Below are 17,779 nucleotides of genomic sequence, written 5' to 3' on the forward strand. Positions count from 1 at the left end.
TTAGTCTTTAAGCTCTACAGCTTCCAAAAAGATTGTTGATTTTTTCAACTCTTTGTTCGTGTCTTCCACCTTGGAAAGTTGCTTTGTCCCAAGCATCAACAATAGCTTCAACCATACCATAACCAGAAACTCGCTCACCTAGGCAAATTACATTTGCATCATTGTGTTCTCTTGCCATTGTAGCACTATATTCATTGTGGCATAAAGCTGCTCTAATACCATCAAATTTATTAGCAGCCATAGACATACCAATACCAGAACCACAAATTAAAATTCCCTTTGAACCCTCATTTGCTAAAACTTCTTTACATACTTTAGCAGCAAAATCAGGATAATCAACTCTATCTTTTGTATTTGGACCTAAATCAATAACTTCATGACCTCTTGCTTCAAAAAGTTCTTTTACATATGCTTTTATATCAATACCTGCGTGGTCTGCACCAATAAAATACTTCATTAATAAATTCCTTTTTCATGGTTAATTTCAAGCTCTTTGCTATCCATTTCTTTTTCTATACTTTCAACTGTTCTAAAAACTCTATCCCATCTAACTTCATAGTTTTTATCCCAAGAAAAATAGATAAACCAAGGAGTTCCTACTATATATTTGTATGGAACTGTTCCCCAAAATCTAGAGTCATTTGAGTGTTCTCTATTGTCACCCATCATAAAATATTCATTTTCAGGTATTTTAATTGGATTCATATCAAATAGTTGTCTAAATGGAGTAGCATTTCTTGTAATTGTTGGATCATTATGAACACCTGGATGATCTTTTCTATATGGATCCATAACAAATAGTTTTCCATCCACTTCAGTTACATGATAACCTTCGTAATTTTTCTTTACGTATTCATTTCCTTCATGGGGATGTAAAAATAAATGTTTATCTTGAAGCGCAACAATATCTCCACCAACAGCCACACATCTTTTTACATAATGAATAGTCTCTTCTTTTGGATATCTAAAAACAACTATATCACCTCGACTTGGTCCATCTCCCGTTATAAGATGCCCATTATCATTAAAATCAGGAAGAACTTTTACTTCAAGCCAAGGAATTCTTGGGGTTGGAATACCATAAGTAAATTTTTTTACAAAAAGCATATCACCTATTAAAAGTGTATTTTTCATACTTCCACTTGGGATTACAAAAGCTTGAGCAACAAAAAATATGATACTAAGAACAATTACAATAGTCCCAGTCCATGAACTAGACCAGTTATATAGTTTTTTTAACATTTATTTACTTTCTCTTTTATCTCTTAACTTTGCAGCTTTAAGAGTATTTTTTAATAACATACCAATAGTCATAGGTCCAACTCCACCTGGAACTGGAGTAATAAATGAACATTTATCTTTACAATCTTCAAAGTCAGCATCACCTGTTAATTTACCTGTATCAAGTCTATTAATACCTACATCAATAACCACTGCACCATCTTTTATCATATCAGCTTTTAATAAATGTGGAACACCTACAGCAATAACCACTATATCTGCTTCTTTTGTATGAGCTTTTAAATCTTTTGTTCTTGAATTACAAACTGTAACTGTAGCTTTTGCATTGATTAAAAGTGATGCCATTGGTTTACCAACAATATCACTACTTCCAATAACTACAACATTTTTACCACTTAATTTTATTCCATACTCTTCAAACATTCTCATAACACCAAATGGTGTTGCAGGTAAAAAAGCATCAAGATTTGAGACCATTCTTCCAACATTGTAAGGGTGGAAACCATCTACATCTTTTAAAGGATTAATTGCTTCTAAAACAGTTGTAGTATCAATATGTTTTGGAAGTGGTAATTGAACTAAAATACCATCAAGTTTTGGGTTATTGTTCATTTCTTCAATTAGTGCCAATAACTCTTCTTGAGTAGTTGATTCATCTTTTGTGTGAACTTCAGAATAAATACCTACAGCTTCACATGATTTATGTTTACTATTTACATAAGTTGCACTTGCTGGGTCATTTCCTACTAATACAACTGCAAGACCTGGCGTGATTTGTTTAGTGTTTACTAGCTCTGATACTTCAACTTTAACTTCTTCTTTTATTTTTTCCGATAATGCTTTACCATCTAATATAACCATGTAGTTACCTTATAACTGTTTTAATTTTAGCTTGCTATAATACCCAAAAAGAATTTACACAAAGGTTAAGTTTGAGAATAGCCAAGTTTGCAATATTATTTTTACTTTTAAATATAAGTTTTGCAAAAGATATTATAAATAACTCATTTATCACTGAATATGAATATGGTGCAATGTTATATGAAAATCCTAGGGGAATAGGGTGTAACAAGTGTCATGATAGGGGAGATAAAAGTGTTGTTATTGCAAAATATAAAGATAAAAAAAATGAAACTAAAACTTTAAAAGCACCACCAATTAATAAGGTCTCTTATGAAAAATTTGTTGATGTCTTAACAACTAAAAGAGGAAGCTCAAATATTATGCCCTCTTATTTTTTGACTGATGATGAAATTAAATCCATATACTTCTACATAAAAAATCTTAAAAAATAAAATTCAACTTAAACTTAATTTAAATAATACTTTAGTATAATCCCCAACTTTAAATTAAAACAAGGAAGAAAAATGTTAGAGGGTATCGTAAGAGATAGTATAACTAAGCAAAATGCTAAGCAACTTAAAAGAGAAGGTTACATTTTAGCTAACATCTATGGAAAAGGTGTTGAAAATATCAACGCTGCATTTAAAAGAAATGATTTCATTAGATTTTTAAAAAACAAAACAACTGTTGCATTTGATGTAAAAGTTGGAGATACTACTTGTAAAGTAGTTGTAAAAGAGTACCAAAAACACCCTATTACTTCTGAATTATTACATGTAGATTTAATGATGGCATTACCAGGTGTAAGAGCTAATTATTTAGTACCAGTAACTGTTTCAGGAACTCCAAAAGGTTTAAAAAACAAAGGTCTTTTTGTTTTCCATAAAAAAAGAGTTGCAGTAAAATGTACAATTGAAAATTTACCAGAAAATTTCCACATTGAAATTGCTGATTTAGATACTGGTGATAACGTTTTAGTAAGAAATCTTACTATGCCAGAAGGTGTAGATTGTTATTTAGACCCAAGAGTACCAATTGTTGGTGTAATTAAAGCTAAGTAGTAAACTATGTTTTTAATAGTAGGACTTGGAAATCCAGGGACTAAATATGAAAACAACCGTCACAATGTAGGTTTTTTAGTTATCGATGAGATAGCTAAAAACCTTACAACCTCAAATATAAACAAATCAAACTTCAATGCTGATGTTTTAAAATCATCAAATCAACTTTTAGTAAAACCAACAACATATATGAATAATTCTGGACAAGCTGTTCATGCGATTAAAGAGTATTATAAATTAAATCTTGAAGATATAATTGTAATCCACGATGATTTAGATTTGCCTTTTGGAACTGTAAAGTTCAAAGTTGGTGGTGGTCATGGTGGTCATAATGGTTTAAGATCAATAGATGCTCATGTTGGAAATATGTATATTAGAGTTCGAATAGGAATTGGAAAACCTCAAGATAAAAATGATGTTGCTAATTATGTATTATCGGACTTTTCAAAAGAAGAATTAAATAAATTAGAAGGTATAATCTCTCATACTATCAAAGCTATAGAATCATTAAAAACTGATTCAATAGATGAAGTAAAATCCAAATTTACAATGAAATAGATGAGAATAATTACAAAATATTTATTACAAAAATTTATTAGAAACTTTGTCATAGTTTTAATATCTTTAGAGATATTTTTTGTAGGAATTGATTTTTTACAAAATTATGATGAAATACCAAATTCTGCAAACTTACAATTACTATATATTTTATATAATGGATTTTTTACACTAACACTTACTTTACCTTTGTCATTAGTTTTTGGTTGGATTATAACTATTGTAATCATGGTTAAAACAAATGAAATGGTTGCTTCTTTATCTTTAGGAGTAGGGAATAGACAAATTTTTATGCCAGTTGTTTGGGTATCTATGGTTTTAATTATTTTATTAATAGCTATACAAAGTACACCTTTAGCTTATGCTTATGATTATAAAGAGAAGATTTTAAAGGGCACATATTTTACAAGTTCAAAAAGTGATATCTTTGTAAAATATAATGATTATTTTGTATATTTTAAAAAGTTATACCCTTTGCAAAAGTATGCGGAAGATATTCATATTTATAAAGTTGTTGATGCTGATATAGAAGAGGGTATTGTTGCTAAAAAAGCCTATTTCCAAAATAATAGATGGTATATTATTGATGCCAAAATTACTAAAAAGCCAAAAGAGATTGATTGGAATAATTCTAAAGTTGAAATACATTATGAAAAGTTTTTATATACCCTAGAAGGATTTAAACCAAAAATTTTAGATAATGTGTACGAATCTACCTCTTCATTTTCAATAATTGATGCAGTATCTGCGCTTATACTTCTAACAGATCAAGATGTAAATACGGACAAAATCAGAGCTTCTTTATACTATGAAATTGTGGGACCATTATATTTTATTCCGTTGATTATTTTGATTTTTTCATATACATCTTTTAATAGTAGATTTTTTAATATTGGTAAATTTACTTCATTGTCAATTGCCTCAACTTTAGTAATTTGGGGTTTATTTTTTATGCTTCATAAATTTTCTTCTGGAGGAGTTTTAAATCCAGAGTTTTCAATTCTTTTACCAATTATTTTATGGTATATTATTACGTATATTTTAATAAACAAAAAAATAGGTTATAAATAATGGCAAAAAAGTATGCTTATGGTGTATGTTTATATAAGATTGATAATAATGATATAAAAATATTATTATGTAAATCAGTAAAAAGTTTAAACAAGTGGGGTTGTTTAAAAGGTGTTAAAAATAGTGGTGAAAATGCTTTGGAATGTGCTAAAAGAGAGTTTTTTGAAGAGTGCAATATAAATGTCGAGATTTCAGATTTTGAAGAGTTTTTTGATCAAAATAATTTAGAAAAAGATATTGGTGTTTGGTTAGTAAATGCAAACAAAGTTTCAAATTTGGATAGCTATTTTTTAGATGAAAAACTTTTAGATAATAACCTATCATGGGAAAATTCAAAAGTTAAATTTTTCTCAATATATAAACTACCGAAGATAAGAGCAAAGCAAGTTAAATTGATATCAAAAATTACTGATTTTTTGCGAAATAAGCATCAACTCCGTCTGCAATACCACTAGCTAAAAGTTTTTGGTAATCTTTTTCAAAAAGCCTTTTCCCTTCTTCTTTATGGGTAATATAACCAATTTCTATAAGTATTGATGGCATTTGTGCACCAACAAGTACCCAAAATGGTCCTTCTCTTACTCCACCATCAACCACATCTTTATATTTTTTTCTAGCACTATATAAAAGATGTTGTTGTACATCTATACCCAATTTTTGGCTAGAGGTAATTTTACTTTGGTTAAGAATCGTTAATAATGTATTTTGAGAACTATCGTTCATAGCATTCATATCTGAGCTATTTTCTAAAGCTGCGACCCTTTTAGCTCTTTCACTTCTTGCTGGGCTTAGGAAATAGGTTTCAATACCTTCTGCTTTATAACTAACTGATTTTGGTGCAGCATTGGCATGTATTGAGATAAAAATATCAGCCTTTTTTCTATTTGCAAGGACAGTTCTATTTTTAACCTCAATAAATTTATCTTTATTTCTTGTAAGGTAAACTTTATATCCCCTTTTCTTTAAATCGTTATAAAGATATTTACTTACAGTAAAAACAGTGTTTTTTTCATATCTATTTTTATTTCCCACTGCACCAGAATCTTTTCCCCCATGTCCTGAATCTATAACTATCACTTTGTTGTTATAATGTAATGTTTTTACTGGAAGAATTGTAGATTCTGTTTTTCTTGGTTTTTTTAAATTAAGAATTTTTATAATGATTCTTTTTTTATTTATTATATAGATTGCTTTTAAATTTTCTTTGTTGATTAGTTCTATTCTAAGTGTTTTATATTTATATTGTAGTATTCTAATTCTATCTATACCATCTATTGTAAGTTTTGTTGGAGAAGCGTCTTTAAATCTACCATATAAGTCAAATATATCGTAATATTTATCTCCTCTTTTTTCTTCAATATATTTTATATACTCTTTTTTAATATAATGTTTAAAATCTATAATAATTTGGTCATCATCAACATATACTTTATCTATGTTATAAGCACTATTTTTGTATTCAGTTTTTTCATCTTTGAGTGATTTTATTTTTTTTATTGGTTCTATTTTATCAATTTTTTGAATAGGTATTATTTTTGTATTTAATTTTGCAAGTTCTTTTTCATAAGTAGTTGTATTTTTATTTAATTTTTTACCAATTTTGATTAATTCTTGAAGATTAGTTTTTTCAGCTTTTTTGTCACTATTTAAGACAGCTCTTAAATAGTCCATTTTTACAGAGTTAAATTTTGAATTTAATTCTGTAGATGTTGCTAAAAGTGTAATTGAAAAGAGAATTGAGAGAATAAATTTTTTTAAAATTTTATTCTCCTTTTGTTAATTTTTCCATAAGTTCATGAACTGAAATTATTTTGTCAATTCTATATCCATTAGAACCTGTAAAAAACAATCCAGTATCTGTGTCCCCTTGATATGCAGCACCAAGTCTATCTGCAATACAATATCCAACAGCTTTCGCTTCTACCCCTCTATGGCAAGGTGCAACACAGTTTGATATACATACAACCTTTGGTGCAGTCCCTTCTAACATTGATTTTTGTAAGTTAGTTTGAACACCCCTTGCTGGTAAACCAACAGGTGATTTCATTAGTTTAATATCATCTTCTTTAGCATTGATTATAACTTCTTTAAATGAATCAGCTGCATCACACTCAAATGTTCCTATAAATCTTGTAGCCATTTGAACACCGGCACAACCCATTGCTAAAAATTTATCGATATCATTTTTATCCCAAATACCACCAGCAGCAATAATTGGAGGATTACCCCAGTTTTTAGCTTCTTCAATAACGGGAGGTACAATATTTTCCAATTGAAACTCTTCTTGAAAACATTGTTCATAACTAAATCCTTGATGCCCTCCACTTAATGGACCTTCTACGATTACTGCATCAGGAAGTTTATTATATCTTTTCCATTTTTTACAAATTAGTTTTAATGCTCTAGCACTTGATACAATTGGTACTAAAGCTACATCTGGATAATCTTTAGTAAATTCAGGCATATTAGTAGGAATTCCAGCACCTGTAATAATTATATCAATACCTGCTTCACAAGCATCTTGAACTATTCTTCCATAATCATTACATGCGTATAAAATATTACAAGCTAATGGTGCATCACCACAAATTTTTCTAGCATTATCAATAATCTTTTTTAGGGCATCTTTATTATAAAAATTCATAACATCAACAGGTTTTTCTTTTTTCATTTTTATTACAAGATCTTCATTCTCTTTGTAATAACCTGTACCAACCCCAGAGATTACTCCTAATCCACCTTCTAAACTTACAGTTCCAGCTAATTTATCCCAACTAATACCAACACCCATTCCACCTTGGATAATTGGATGTTTTATTTCATATTTACCTATTCTCAAAATTAGCCCTTTATTTTATTACTATCTTAGCGAAACTTTTTTTACCTTTTTGTAAAATGTATTCACCTTTTGACAAATTAAGTTTGTCATCACTTGTTTTTTCTTGATTGATTTTAACTGCACCTGCTTGTATATCTCTTCTTGCTTGTGAAGTAGAATTAACCAAATTTGTATCAACCAATGCTTGACAAATCCAAGTACCATCAGCTAATTCAAATTCTGGAATATCTGTAGGAATATCTTTTTTTGCAAAAACTTTTTTAAACTCTTCTTGTGCTTTTAAACCTTCACCTTCTCCATGAAATCTATCAACAATTTCTATTGCTAAAGAGTCTTTTACAACTTTTGGATGAAGTGTACCATTTTGGACACCATTTTTTAACTCTTCTATCTCTTTTAGTGATTTAGAAGATAGTAGTTCAAAATATCTCCACATAAGTTCATCTGAAATAGATAATACTTTTCCAAACATATTATTAGCTTCATCGGTTACACCAATATAATTATTTAAGGATTTTGACATTTTTTGAACGCCATCAAGTCCTTCTAAAATTGGCATCATTAAAACAGCTTGTTGCTTACCTACATTGTATGCTTTTTGTAAAGTTCTACCCATAAGCAAGTTGAATTTTTGGTCAGTTCCACCAATCTCTATATCTGATTTTAAATGAACAGAGTCATATCCTTGAAGTAGGGGATATGTAAATTCACTCACTGCAATTGGTGTATTTGAAGCATATCTTTTAGCAAAATCATCTCTTTCTAACATTCTTGCAACTGTTAAGTTAGAAGCTAAAGCAATAATACCTGCTGCCCCTAAATCATTTAGCCAATTTGAATTAAATACTACTTCTGTCTTATTTTCATCCAATATTTTAAAAACTTGGTCTTTATAACTTTGAGCATTTAATAAAACTTGCTCTTTTGATAAAATTTTTCTTGTTTCACTTTTACCAGTTGGATCACCAATACTTGCAGTAAAGTCACCTATTAAAAATTGAACTATTCCACCAAATTTTTGAAAAACAGATAATTTTTGAAGAAGCACTGTATGACCTAAATGTAAATCAGGAGCTGTAGGGTCAAATCCTGCTTTTACATAAAAATGTTTTCCAGTTTCATAATAATCTTTTAGTAATTTTTCAATTGATTCTATGTCAATTATTTCAGAGCTTCCTCTTTGTATCTCTGCTAATGCTTCTTTTACTTTGTTTTCCATTGTACCTCTTTAAATAATCGCTTATTATACTTTTTATTTATTAAATAAAAATTTAGTTTTTATTATAAGCATCTTTTTTTGAAAAAAACTCAATAACTTTTACTTTTTGTTCTATTAATTTACGAACTTCATCTCTATTTTTTTTATTTATTTCAAACTCTATATCACAATATTGGATATAACTATGTGGTTCTCTTCCATAACTTACAGATAAAATATAACCTTCATATTGACTCATATATGTCAATAATTTTGCTAACTCACCTTTTGTATTTGGTAAGCTTACAACCATTTTATATTGGTAAAGTTTATTATCAATCCATTTACAAAAAAGCATCTCTTTGCCAATTTTTATTTTCTTATATGCTTTGTCACACATCTTATGATGTATAATTGCTTTATTGCCCTCTTTAAAAGTGACAATATCATCTCCAAATTTAGGATGACAACAGTGCTCAAAAGAGATAGAGTTTATTGAGTAATTTGAGTAAAAAAGTATATTTTCAAATTTGTATTCTTTTATTTTTGTTGTTGGCATTTTGAACCTTGCAACAAAGTTCATATTTTCTTGAATTTTCTTTTCAATTTGTTTTTTAGTATGTTTAAAAAAATCTAATAATAAAGGAATCTTATAAACATTATCAACTTTATATAAATCAACTATATTAGGTTTATATTTTGCAAAGATTGTATTTATGATATTTTTACCACTAAATTCATTTATCTCTTTTTCTCTTTGCGTACATAAAATTTTTATTTGTTTTTTTGCTCTATTTGTTTTTACCATATCAATCCAAGAACATCTTGGTATATTATGGTCTGTAGTATTAATTGAAACGATATCACTACTTTGAAGTTCAGTTAGTAGTGGTTTTCGCACTTTATTAATAAAACAATCAACTGCTCTGTTTCCCACGTCTGTATGAATCATATAAGCATAATCATATGCAGTTGCATTTCTTGGAAGAGTAAAGGTATCTCCCCTAGGAGAATAAATTACCATATCTTCAGAATAAAGATCTTCTTTAGCTTCACTATAAAATTCTTCGATATTCTCATTTGAATATTCTAATGATTTTAGCCAATTTAGATTTGGAGAGTGTTTCATCCCACTTTTATATTTCCAGTGTGCTGCAATCCCAAACTCTGCAACTTTGTGCATATCATATGTTCTAATTTGAACTTCGTGAATTTTGGAGTTATAAAAAACTGTTGAGTGAATTGTTTGATAACCATTCTCTTTAGGTGTTGCAACATAATCTTTGAATCTAGAAATTAAAGGTTTATATTCTAAGTGAATATGTCCTAAAACTTTATAACAATCAATCTCTTTTTCCACAAGAATTCTAATTGCCATAAGGTCTAAAACTTCATCAATAGTTACACCTTTTCTTTGCATTTTCATATAGATTGAGTAGTAGTGTTTAACCCTTGAAAAAATTTTGATTTTGCTATCATCATAACCATTTTTTTCTAAAAGAATTTTAGTTGATGATATAAATTGATTAAAGCTTACTTGGATTGTTTGTTGATGCTCTTTCATAAAATCATCAATTTTTTTATATTCATCTGGATAGATATAATAAAATGCTAAATCTTCAAGTTCATTTTTAATAGTAGAAATACCAAGTCTATGAGCAATTGGAACATAAACAACTAAAGTCTCTTCTGCTATTCTAAACTGTTTATTTTCAGGTAAAGCTGAAAGGGTAAGCATATTATGAAGTCTATCACAAAGTTTTACTACTAAAACTCTTGGGTCATCTATTGATGCAATTAACATTTTTCTAAAAGAAAGAGCAGATGTTATAAGTTTTTTATTTGAAGTTGAGGGTAGTAACTCATGTTCTCTTATTTCATCAATTTTTGTTAAACCATCAACAACATGAGCAATATCTTCTCCCCATTTATCTTTTACAAAATCTAAGTCATATTTAGTATCTTCAACCACATCATGTAAAAGTGCAGCGGCTACTATTGTCTCTTCCGCTGAAAAATGTGCTGCAATACTAGCAACTAAAACTGGATGAACAGCATATGGTTCTCCACTTTTTCTATATTGCTCATCATGAGCTTTTATTGTAAAATCGACAATCTCTTTTAGTTTAGGGGTAATTTCAATTTGTGAGCTTAATTCAGCATAAGCACTTTTTATAGTGTTTATACGCTGAATTTTATTGATATATGAATCCATATAATTATTTGTGTACTAAACCTTCAATAACTAATAGTCCTTGACCAATTTCATCAATTGCAATATCTGTATATTTCATGTGTTGAGTATTTTTTTCTAAAAGTGGTTTTGCACCTTTACTTAATTCATCAGCTCTTTGACCAACTGCCAATGAAAGGATATATCTATCATTGTTTACTCTTTTTAATGCTAGCGATAATCTCTCTTCTAATCTCATACTATTCCTTTATTTATTTTACTATTGAACATTGACTTAAATCACCATTGATGATTTTAAGTAAATTACCTTTTGTGTACATATCAGCTACAACTATTGGAAGGCTATTATCTTTTGCAAGTGCAATAGCTGTATCATCCATAACTTTAATTGAATCTTCTAAAGCTCTATCATACGACAATGTATCTAATTTTACTGCATCATCATATTTTGCTGGATCTTTATCATAAACACCATCAACTTTAGTAGCTTTAATTAGCATTGAAGCACCAATTTCTGTTGCTCTTAATGTTGCTGCTGTATCAGTTGTGAAAAAAGGATTTCCCGTACCAGCACTGAAAATTACAACTCTTCCTTTTTCTAAGTGTCTTTTTGCTCGTCTAACAATAAATGGTTCAGCAATTTGTTCCATTTTAATTGCAGTTTGTAATCTTGCATTTAGACCTTTATGTTCTAGTGCTTCTTGCATAGCAATACCGTTTACTACAGTTGCTAACATACCCATATAGTCTGCACTAGTTCTTTTTATAACACCATCAGCAGCTGCAGTTACACCTCTAATAATGTTACCTCCACCAATAACGATACCAACTTCAATACCGTTATCAACTAATTCTCTTATCTCTTCTGCAATGTAATCTAGTATCTTTGTATCAATACCATATCCATCACTACCAGCTAAAGCTTCACCTGAAAACTTAACAAGTACTCTTTTGTTCATAGGTATGTGTCCTTATTATAATTTTTGGATTATATCTAAATAAAACTAAATACTCATTTAAATAAATTATTGGACTGCCCATTCATAAAAAGGTAATATATTTATTTCGATTTTTTGGTATTTTAGATTTTCACTATTTCCTGCTGTTATTATGTACACATGTTGTATATTTAATTCATCAATAAAGGAGTGAATTTTTTTGATTATAGAGCCATGAAGCATGGTATTAAAAAAGGGAATTGATAAAACTAAAGTTCTATTATCTTCAATAAAAAAATCAATTTTATCCAAATAATATATGCTTTTATATTCTTTTTGTAAGTGTAAAAAAACCATATTTGTAAACTCATTTTTAAACTTTTTATTATGGGAAATTGAACTTAAAAAAGCATGGTTATAAGCATAGATTTTTTTTGTTGATTTTTCTTGATTATATTTTTTTAGAAAAAATATAAGTTGATTTGATTCATAAAATTTACAAAGTTCATAAAATCTATCTTTAGATATTTTGATACTTTTTTTTAATATGGTAAAGAGTTGATTAATAGATTTATTTTCATCAATTGAGGATAATAATAGCTTTAAAACTTCAATTTCTGTTTTATCTTTACAAAAAAGTTTAATAATCTCTTGTAATCTATTTATCTTTTTATTCTCATCTAATACAATCATTTCTGGTAAATTACCATATTTTAAAAAATAATTAAAAGAGGCAATAGTATTTTGATGTTTTGAGTCATGGAGCAAATATTCTTCAAAATCCAAAGCATGCACAAAGATTGTTTTGAATCCATATATCTCTTTGTAATTTGAGGTACTAATAAGTACGCTATCGGTAGTAGGAATTTCAAAATCAAAATCAAAATTTTCTAAAACTAAAACTTTGATTTTTTTCTCTTTGATAAAGTCATTTAAAAAAAGAACAATTTCATCTTTTTGATTTCTAAAATCATCAAGATTTATATATAAATAATCCTTTGAATCAAAATTTGATAAATAATCATAAATCAGATAACTTTTACCTGTTTTAGGTGGTCCACAAACAATTGTTTTAGGATGAGTAATTTTTTCTTTTCTCTCTTGAAAATTTATTTTATTAAATTCTATTTCATAACATGAGTCTAAAATTTTCATCTAATTATTTACTTAAATTAATGGCTTCTTTTACTGCATTTATATAACTTTTTAAAGATACTTTATTTTTTTTGTATGCTATATCAAATGCTGTACCATGGTCAACTGATGTTCGTATAATTGGTATATTTAAACTAACATTAATACTTTCTTCAAAGTATAATGCTTTTAAAGGAGCTAAACCTTGGTCATGATACATACAAACATAATAGTTATAATTTTTTCTATTCATTGGTGAAAAGGCAGTATCAGGTACAAGTGGACCTTTAAAAATATTTTCTCCTAGTTGCTTATTTGCTTTTTTTATTGCCTTTATAATATGTATTTCTTCATCTCCTAAAACACCATTATCACTGGCATGGGGATTTAGTCCAAGAACAGCAATATTTGATTGTTTTACATTTTTATAAAAATCAAGTAAAAAATTTAATAATTTATCTTCATCTATTTTTTTTGCTACTTTTCTTAGTGCTATATGTTCAGTGTAAAGAGCGACAAAGAGTTTAGGACAACCTAACATCATAATTGCATCTTTACCAAAATAATCCCTTAATACTTCTGTATGGCCTTTATAGTGAACATCAGCCTTATTCCAAGACTCTTTATTAATAGGAAGAGTAACTATAGCATCAACTTTCTTTTTAGATGCAAGTTTAATAGCAGTAGTAAAAGAGTCAAAAGAATAAGCACCTGCTTCTTTAGTTACAGTTCCTGGCTTAATAATAAATTTACCTTTTACTTTTTCTAGTTCAAAATCTTTTGGAATATCAAGATCTAATAGTTTTGCACCTTCTTTTAATAAATCCTTATTTATGCAATATATTGGTTTACATATTTTCTTTATTTTTTCGTGTGCTTCTAGGGCTATTTGTAATCCAATACCATTTAAATCACCAATTGATATCGCTATTTTTTGCATAAATTTAATCCTTAATAAGATTTTTCATATCAATTATTGCATCTTTTAGACCTGTAAAAACAGATCTTGCAATTATGCTTTGACCAATATTTAACTCACTTATTTGTTTTATTCTTGATATCATAGTTACATTTTGATAATTTAAACCGTGACCGGCAGCAACTTTAAGATTTAATTCTTCCGCAAGTATTGCAGCTTTTTTTATCTCTTTTCTTGATTTTGTAAGAAGTTTTTTTAACTCTTCCCTTGATAGTTCTAACTCTTTTATACTGTGATGAGTATTGATTAAATTACCATGAAGCATTGCATAAATATTTGCAAAAGTTCCAGTATGAAGTTCTACCCATTCAACTTGTAGTTGTTCTGAAAGTTCTATCATATCTTTAGATGGGTCAATAAAAAGTGAAACTTCAATCTCATTTTCATGTAGTTTATCTACAGCCTTTTTTATTTTCTCAAAGTTTGATTTTAAATCTAATCCACCTTCAGTTGTAACTTCTTCTCTATTTTCTGGAACAAGTGTAGCTCGAGCTGGTTTTAATTTACACACTATATCAATTATTTTTTCATTTATTGAACACTCTAAGTTAACAGGAAGTGTAGAAAGTTTGATTATATTTTTTGCATCACTATCATGGATGTGACGTCTATCTTCTCTTAGATGTATAGTAATTTGGTCAGCACCTGAAAGTTTACAAATTCCAAGTGCATCAAGTGGGTTGGGGTCATTTATTTTTCTAGCTTCTCTTAAAACAGCGATATGGTCAATATTTACACCCAATAACATAAATAGTCCTTTAAATCTTTTTGAAATAGTATCAAAAGTTTGATAAATATGTTAAAAATACTATGTATGTTTATCTTTTACCTTTGAAAACACCGCCAATCACGTTATCTGTCATAAAGCCAATTTTGAAATCACCTCCAACAGAACTAGCATTAGTTCCATAAAATTTACCATTTCCACTTCCCCATGCAGAGCCACCTCCACTTACATTATTAAAAGAGAAACCACTAGAAGTGACACTTGAACCACTTACGTTTACACTTGTCCCATCAAAATTAAAAGTTCCTGTTACACAAGAACATCCAAAATTAATAGTAAGTGCAATTGATGAGTTTGAAGCATTGTAATTAGTACCAGTTGTATTATGTGCTAAAACATAACCATTGTAAGTTGCAACAGTGTTATTATTTATAAGTGCTTGTACTTCTGCTTCAGGTGTTTGACTACCTACTAACCATAATCCATTTAAGTTAAAAGTTGCATTACTATTATTATGGTCTATAAAAGTTGCATTCCAACTTCCCCATTGTATATCATCATTTGTATCAAATCCTGATGCGGTATTAGCTATAGAAGTATAAGTTCCAGATGAAAATGAGATATTTGTAGCATTATATAATGATTGAGTTCCTGCTGAAGACAAACTACTACTATATGAGCCACCTACAGTATATTTTGTATCTATATCATCTAGATTTAAATTAATTACATTTCCACTATCATCATAAGCCAATTTTTTCTCACTATATGTTCCTGTAATTAAAGAATTAAAATAATCTCCAGTAATATCGTACATTACTGTAGTTCCACTTAGATTTACTGGAGTCGTAGTAGTAACAGAAGGATTATCTGGATCATGGTATTGAGGTTCATTAGGTTCAATTGGATCAGTTGGGTTTGTTTCTGGATTTGTTTCAGGTTTCTTAGGTTCTTCTTCAGGCTTATCTTCTTCTAATTTAAATTTAGTTGCTTCATCATCATTTTTTATTATTTTTGCATTAAATTCTTGTTTTTCTAATTTTTCACCTTTTTTTAATTTTATAAATTCACCTGCTTTTAGAACAATTTTTTCTCCTGTGATTTTTGATATGATTTCTATTTGTCCCTCTGTACAATAAATAATATCTCCATCAATTTGTACATTACTTATTATTTGTGTTCCTCTAATACCTATTGTTGAACTTTTTGAATTAAGTTTAAATCTATCAGGAGAGATTTTTCCTATTTTCCCAGTAATTGTTCTAAAGGTACCTTTTAAGAGTCCAAAATCTGCCTTGTATTGATTGTTTTTTTCATCAAATACATAGTCACTTATAGCTAATTGTGAATTTTTACCTATGGTTATAATCGTATTATCTGTAAAAATTATTTGAATTTTTGAGTTATCTTTTGTTTTTACAATGTCATCTTTTAATATTTTTGTTAGAAGATCCAATTTAATTTCTTGTTTTCCTCTTATAATATAAGCATCACCCTTTAAGGCAACTACTTTTGCAACATTTGCATATATGTACAAATTTATAAAAAGTAATAATAATAAAATTTTTTTCATAGTTTAAATCTCCATGTATAATTTACACTTAGGATATTTCTATCATAGGTATAGGCTTTTTGATTTGAATTGTTGTTTGTATTGGTATAAGAAAATGTCACAAAATCTCTTTTTTCTATTACTTTAGTTAAACCTAGGTAAAAATTTCGTGATATATCTTTTCTTTTAGTTGTAAAAAGAACATCCTCATCTTCATAGTTTATCTGTTTGTATTGAAATTGTGTATTTAAAATTATACTTGGTTGTATGTCATAATTATAAGCAATAGAATTTGTTATAATTTTTTTATTTAGATCAGTTCTTGTTCCAAAATCTCTAGAATCTTTTTCATAACTTAGGCTATATTTTAATTTTTTATAATCCCAACTAACTCCCAAACCTTTTTTTGCATAATTTCTAGTTTTATGTTCTTGTTTTGAGTAATGAATATCTTTATATTGTGTAAAGATATCTATACTATTATCTTTATCAATAATCTTTTTGTATGCTGGCATTATAGAATATGCAATAAAGTCTAAATTATCACCAGGAAGAATATCTTCTATCCCTAGTTGTAGAGAGTATTCAGCTTTATTTTTAGAATCATTATAATATAAAGTTGGCTTATATGAAAGAAAGTTAAAATTGTATGTATCATTTACTGTTTGATTTTTATAAAAATAGTAACCTGTATGTTTTAAGAAAAGTTTAGAGTTTTTATTTAAGCTGTGTAAATGATTTATCATAAAAGATGCTATATAAGAACTACTTGATTGAGGTGGAGTTCCATTTACTTGGAAATTACCAAATCCTGGTAAGTTATAGGTGTCATAATCAATACCACTGTTAATATTATCATCATACATCATACCTAAACTTAAAGAGATAAATGTTGAACTTGAAGTATTATCAATTTGTTCTAAATATTTTTGAATATTTATTCTTACATTTTCAGGAATAGGTGACATTGAAACTTTTAAAAACTCTTTTTTAGCTTCTTCTTTAAAACCTAAAATAAGTAGAACTCTTGCATATTCTAGTCTTGCCCTATGAAAGTCAGGTTTTTTGATTAAAACTCTTTCAAATGCTGCTGTTGCATCATCATATAATTTTAAATTTATAGCATTCATAGCCAAATAATAGTTTATTTGTACATTATCTGTATGTTCTAAAAATAGTTTATTGAACATTTTATACGAAGTTATATAATTACCTAGTTTATACTGTGCTTTTGCAAGGATATAAGCGTTGGAAGTTAAAACTTTGTTATTCTCTTCAACTGTTTGTTTTTCATTTGCAAAAACTAAAGTTAGTAAGAAAAAAATATGATGAAATAAGCTTTCAAATTGTATGCCTTATGGTTATTTTTTTATTGAAGAGCCCATTATACAATAATTTGAGATTATTTAAAAGATATTTTTAATTATTTTTTTATGAAGGCAA

19 protein-coding genes are annotated in these 17,779 nt (G+C 28.1%); 5 read left to right on the plus strand and 14 right to left on the minus strand.

The features are described 5' to 3' along the window. Window positions 1-7 precede the first annotated feature (7 nt). From rpiB to folD, 3 genes are read right to left on the minus strand one after another with little or no spacing between them, the layout of a single operon-like run. A complete protein-coding gene (rpiB, locus tag ACQY5W_RS03630; protein ID WP_428023580.1) occupies window positions 8-457 on the minus strand; it encodes a ribose 5-phosphate isomerase B in 450 nt (149 codons plus the stop codon). Then, the gene (gene lepB, locus ACQY5W_RS03635) at window positions 457-1,242 is read right to left on the minus strand and encodes a signal peptidase I (protein ID WP_428023581.1); all 786 of its coding nucleotides are present in this window, start codon (window positions 1,240-1,242) and stop codon (window positions 457-459) included. The genes rpiB and lepB overlap by 1 nt, the downstream gene beginning before the upstream one ends. Continuing rightward, window positions 1,243-2,103, minus strand: coding sequence for a bifunctional methylenetetrahydrofolate dehydrogenase/methenyltetrahydrofolate cyclohydrolase FolD (folD, locus tag ACQY5W_RS03640; protein ID WP_428023582.1), 861 nt, complete (start codon window positions 2,101-2,103; stop codon window positions 1,243-1,245). 71 nt (window positions 2,104-2,174) lie between these two features. On the opposite strand from folD, the gene ACQY5W_RS03645 reads away from it, so the two are divergent. The 5 genes from ACQY5W_RS03645 (at window position 2,175) to ACQY5W_RS03665 (ending at window position 5,230) form a co-directional block, all read left to right on the plus strand. Then, a complete protein-coding gene (locus ACQY5W_RS03645; RefSeq protein WP_428023583.1) occupies window positions 2,175-2,537 on the plus strand; it encodes a c-type cytochrome in 363 nt (120 codons plus the stop codon). A gap of 72 nt (window positions 2,538-2,609) precedes the next feature. Next, on the plus strand, window positions 2,610-3,146 hold the full coding sequence (locus tag ACQY5W_RS03650) for a 50S ribosomal protein L25/general stress protein Ctc (RefSeq protein WP_428023584.1): 537 nt from the start codon (window positions 2,610-2,612) through the stop codon (window positions 3,144-3,146). A gap of 6 nt (window positions 3,147-3,152) precedes the next feature. Further along, window positions 3,153-3,704, plus strand: a complete 552-nt coding sequence (gene pth, locus ACQY5W_RS03655) for an aminoacyl-tRNA hydrolase (protein WP_428023585.1) — start codon at window positions 3,153-3,155, stop codon at window positions 3,702-3,704. Continuing rightward, complete coding sequence (locus ACQY5W_RS03660; RefSeq protein WP_428023586.1) at window positions 3,705-4,775, plus strand: LptF/LptG family permease; 1,071 nt, start codon at window positions 3,705-3,707, stop codon at window positions 4,773-4,775. It abuts the gene before it with no gap. Continuing rightward, on the plus strand, window positions 4,775-5,230 hold the full coding sequence (locus tag ACQY5W_RS03665) for an NUDIX domain-containing protein (protein WP_428023587.1): 456 nt from the start codon (window positions 4,775-4,777) through the stop codon (window positions 5,228-5,230). The genes ACQY5W_RS03660 and ACQY5W_RS03665 overlap by 1 nt, the downstream gene beginning before the upstream one ends. Here ACQY5W_RS03665 and ACQY5W_RS03670 read toward each other — a convergent pair. The 11 genes from ACQY5W_RS03670 to ACQY5W_RS03720 all read right to left on the minus strand — a co-directional run bounded on the left by ACQY5W_RS03670 (window position 5,181) and on the right by ACQY5W_RS03720 (window position 17,526). Then, window positions 5,181-6,446, minus strand: a complete 1,266-nt coding sequence (locus ACQY5W_RS03670; protein WP_428023588.1) for an N-acetylmuramoyl-L-alanine amidase family protein — start codon at window positions 6,444-6,446, stop codon at window positions 5,181-5,183. The genes ACQY5W_RS03665 and ACQY5W_RS03670 overlap by 50 nt on opposite strands. 91 nt (window positions 6,447-6,537) lie before the next feature. Further along, a complete protein-coding gene (locus ACQY5W_RS03675) occupies window positions 6,538-7,614 on the minus strand; it encodes a nitronate monooxygenase (RefSeq protein ID WP_428023589.1) in 1,077 nt (358 codons plus the stop codon). A 10-nt stretch (window positions 7,615-7,624) separates the two neighbouring features. After that, window positions 7,625-8,833, minus strand: a complete 1,209-nt coding sequence (gene tyrS / locus ACQY5W_RS03680; protein ID WP_428023590.1) for a tyrosine--tRNA ligase — start codon at window positions 8,831-8,833, stop codon at window positions 7,625-7,627. A 52-nt stretch (window positions 8,834-8,885) separates the two neighbouring features. Continuing rightward, entirely contained in the window at window positions 8,886-11,027 is a 2,142-nt protein-coding gene (locus tag ACQY5W_RS03685) for a RelA/SpoT family protein (RefSeq protein ID WP_428023591.1), read from the minus strand. Window positions 11,028-11,031: 4 nt separating this feature from the next. Further along, a complete protein-coding gene (locus ACQY5W_RS03690) occupies window positions 11,032-11,244 on the minus strand; it encodes a DNA-directed RNA polymerase subunit omega (protein WP_428023592.1) in 213 nt (70 codons plus the stop codon). A gap of 13 nt (window positions 11,245-11,257) precedes the next feature. Further along, on the minus strand, window positions 11,258-11,965 hold the full coding sequence (pyrH, locus tag ACQY5W_RS03695) for a UMP kinase (protein WP_428023593.1): 708 nt from the start codon (window positions 11,963-11,965) through the stop codon (window positions 11,258-11,260). Window positions 11,966-12,031: 66 nt separating this feature from the next. After that, window positions 12,032-13,099: an ATP-binding protein gene (locus ACQY5W_RS03700; protein WP_428023594.1), complete on the minus strand. Its 1,068-nt coding sequence runs from the start codon at window positions 13,097-13,099 to the stop codon at window positions 12,032-12,034. A gap of 4 nt (window positions 13,100-13,103) precedes the next feature. Next, entirely contained in the window at window positions 13,104-14,018 is a 915-nt protein-coding gene (gene pdxA / locus ACQY5W_RS03705) for a 4-hydroxythreonine-4-phosphate dehydrogenase (RefSeq protein WP_428023595.1), read from the minus strand. Between the two features lie 4 nt (window positions 14,019-14,022). Beyond that, window positions 14,023-14,805, minus strand: a complete 783-nt coding sequence (locus ACQY5W_RS03710) for a pyridoxine 5'-phosphate synthase (RefSeq protein ID WP_428023596.1) — start codon at window positions 14,803-14,805, stop codon at window positions 14,023-14,025. Between the two features lie 70 nt (window positions 14,806-14,875). Then, a complete protein-coding gene (locus tag ACQY5W_RS03715) occupies window positions 14,876-16,357 on the minus strand; it encodes a FecR family protein (RefSeq protein WP_428023597.1) in 1,482 nt (493 codons plus the stop codon). Next, the gene (locus tag ACQY5W_RS03720) at window positions 16,354-17,526 is read right to left on the minus strand and encodes a tetratricopeptide repeat protein (RefSeq protein ID WP_428023598.1); all 1,173 of its coding nucleotides are present in this window, start codon (window positions 17,524-17,526) and stop codon (window positions 16,354-16,356) included. The genes ACQY5W_RS03715 and ACQY5W_RS03720 overlap by 4 nt, the downstream gene beginning before the upstream one ends. Between the last annotated feature and the right edge of the window lie 253 nt (window positions 17,527-17,779).

Origin of the sequence: Arcobacter sp. (genome assembly GCF_050300555.1) — a bacterium.
Classification (GTDB): Bacteria; Campylobacterota; Campylobacteria; order Campylobacterales; family Arcobacteraceae; genus Arcobacter.

Coding starts and splice junctions, on each gene's coding strand:
- rpiB (WP_428023580.1), bottom strand. CDS start 457: ATGAAGTATTTTATTGGTGCAGACCACGCAGGTATTGATATAAAAGCA.
- lepB (WP_428023581.1), bottom strand. CDS start 1,242: ATGTTAAAAAAACTATATAACTGGTCTAGTTCATGGACTGGGACTATT.
- folD (WP_428023582.1), bottom strand. CDS start 2,103: ATGGTTATATTAGATGGTAAAGCATTATCGGAAAAAATAAAAGAAGAA.
- ACQY5W_RS03650 (WP_428023584.1), top strand. CDS start 2,610: ATGTTAGAGGGTATCGTAAGAGATAGTATAACTAAGCAAAATGCTAAG.
- pth (WP_428023585.1), top strand. CDS start 3,153: ATGTTTTTAATAGTAGGACTTGGAAATCCAGGGACTAAATATGAAAAC.
- ACQY5W_RS03660 (WP_428023586.1), top strand. CDS start 3,705: ATGAGAATAATTACAAAATATTTATTACAAAAATTTATTAGAAACTTT.
- ACQY5W_RS03665 (WP_428023587.1), top strand. CDS start 4,775: ATGGCAAAAAAGTATGCTTATGGTGTATGTTTATATAAGATTGATAAT.
- ACQY5W_RS03670 (WP_428023588.1), bottom strand. CDS start 6,446: ATGGACTATTTAAGAGCTGTCTTAAATAGTGACAAAAAAGCTGAAAAA.
- tyrS (WP_428023590.1), bottom strand. CDS start 8,833: ATGGAAAACAAAGTAAAAGAAGCATTAGCAGAGATACAAAGAGGAAGC.
- ACQY5W_RS03685 (WP_428023591.1), bottom strand. CDS start 11,027: ATGGATTCATATATCAATAAAATTCAGCGTATAAACACTATAAAAAGT.
- ACQY5W_RS03690 (WP_428023592.1), bottom strand. CDS start 11,244: ATGAGATTAGAAGAGAGATTATCGCTAGCATTAAAAAGAGTAAACAAT.
- pyrH (WP_428023593.1), bottom strand. CDS start 11,965: ATGAACAAAAGAGTACTTGTTAAGTTTTCAGGTGAAGCTTTAGCTGGT.
- ACQY5W_RS03700 (WP_428023594.1), bottom strand. CDS start 13,099: ATGAAAATTTTAGACTCATGTTATGAAATAGAATTTAATAAAATAAAT.
- pdxA (WP_428023595.1), bottom strand. CDS start 14,018: ATGCAAAAAATAGCGATATCAATTGGTGATTTAAATGGTATTGGATTA.
- ACQY5W_RS03710 (WP_428023596.1), bottom strand. CDS start 14,805: ATGTTATTGGGTGTAAATATTGACCATATCGCTGTTTTAAGAGAAGCT.
- ACQY5W_RS03715 (WP_428023597.1), bottom strand. CDS start 16,357: ATGAAAAAAATTTTATTATTATTACTTTTTATAAATTTGTACATATAT.
- ACQY5W_RS03720 (WP_428023598.1), bottom strand. CDS start 17,526: ATGTTCAATAAACTATTTTTAGAACATACAGATAATGTACAAATAAAC.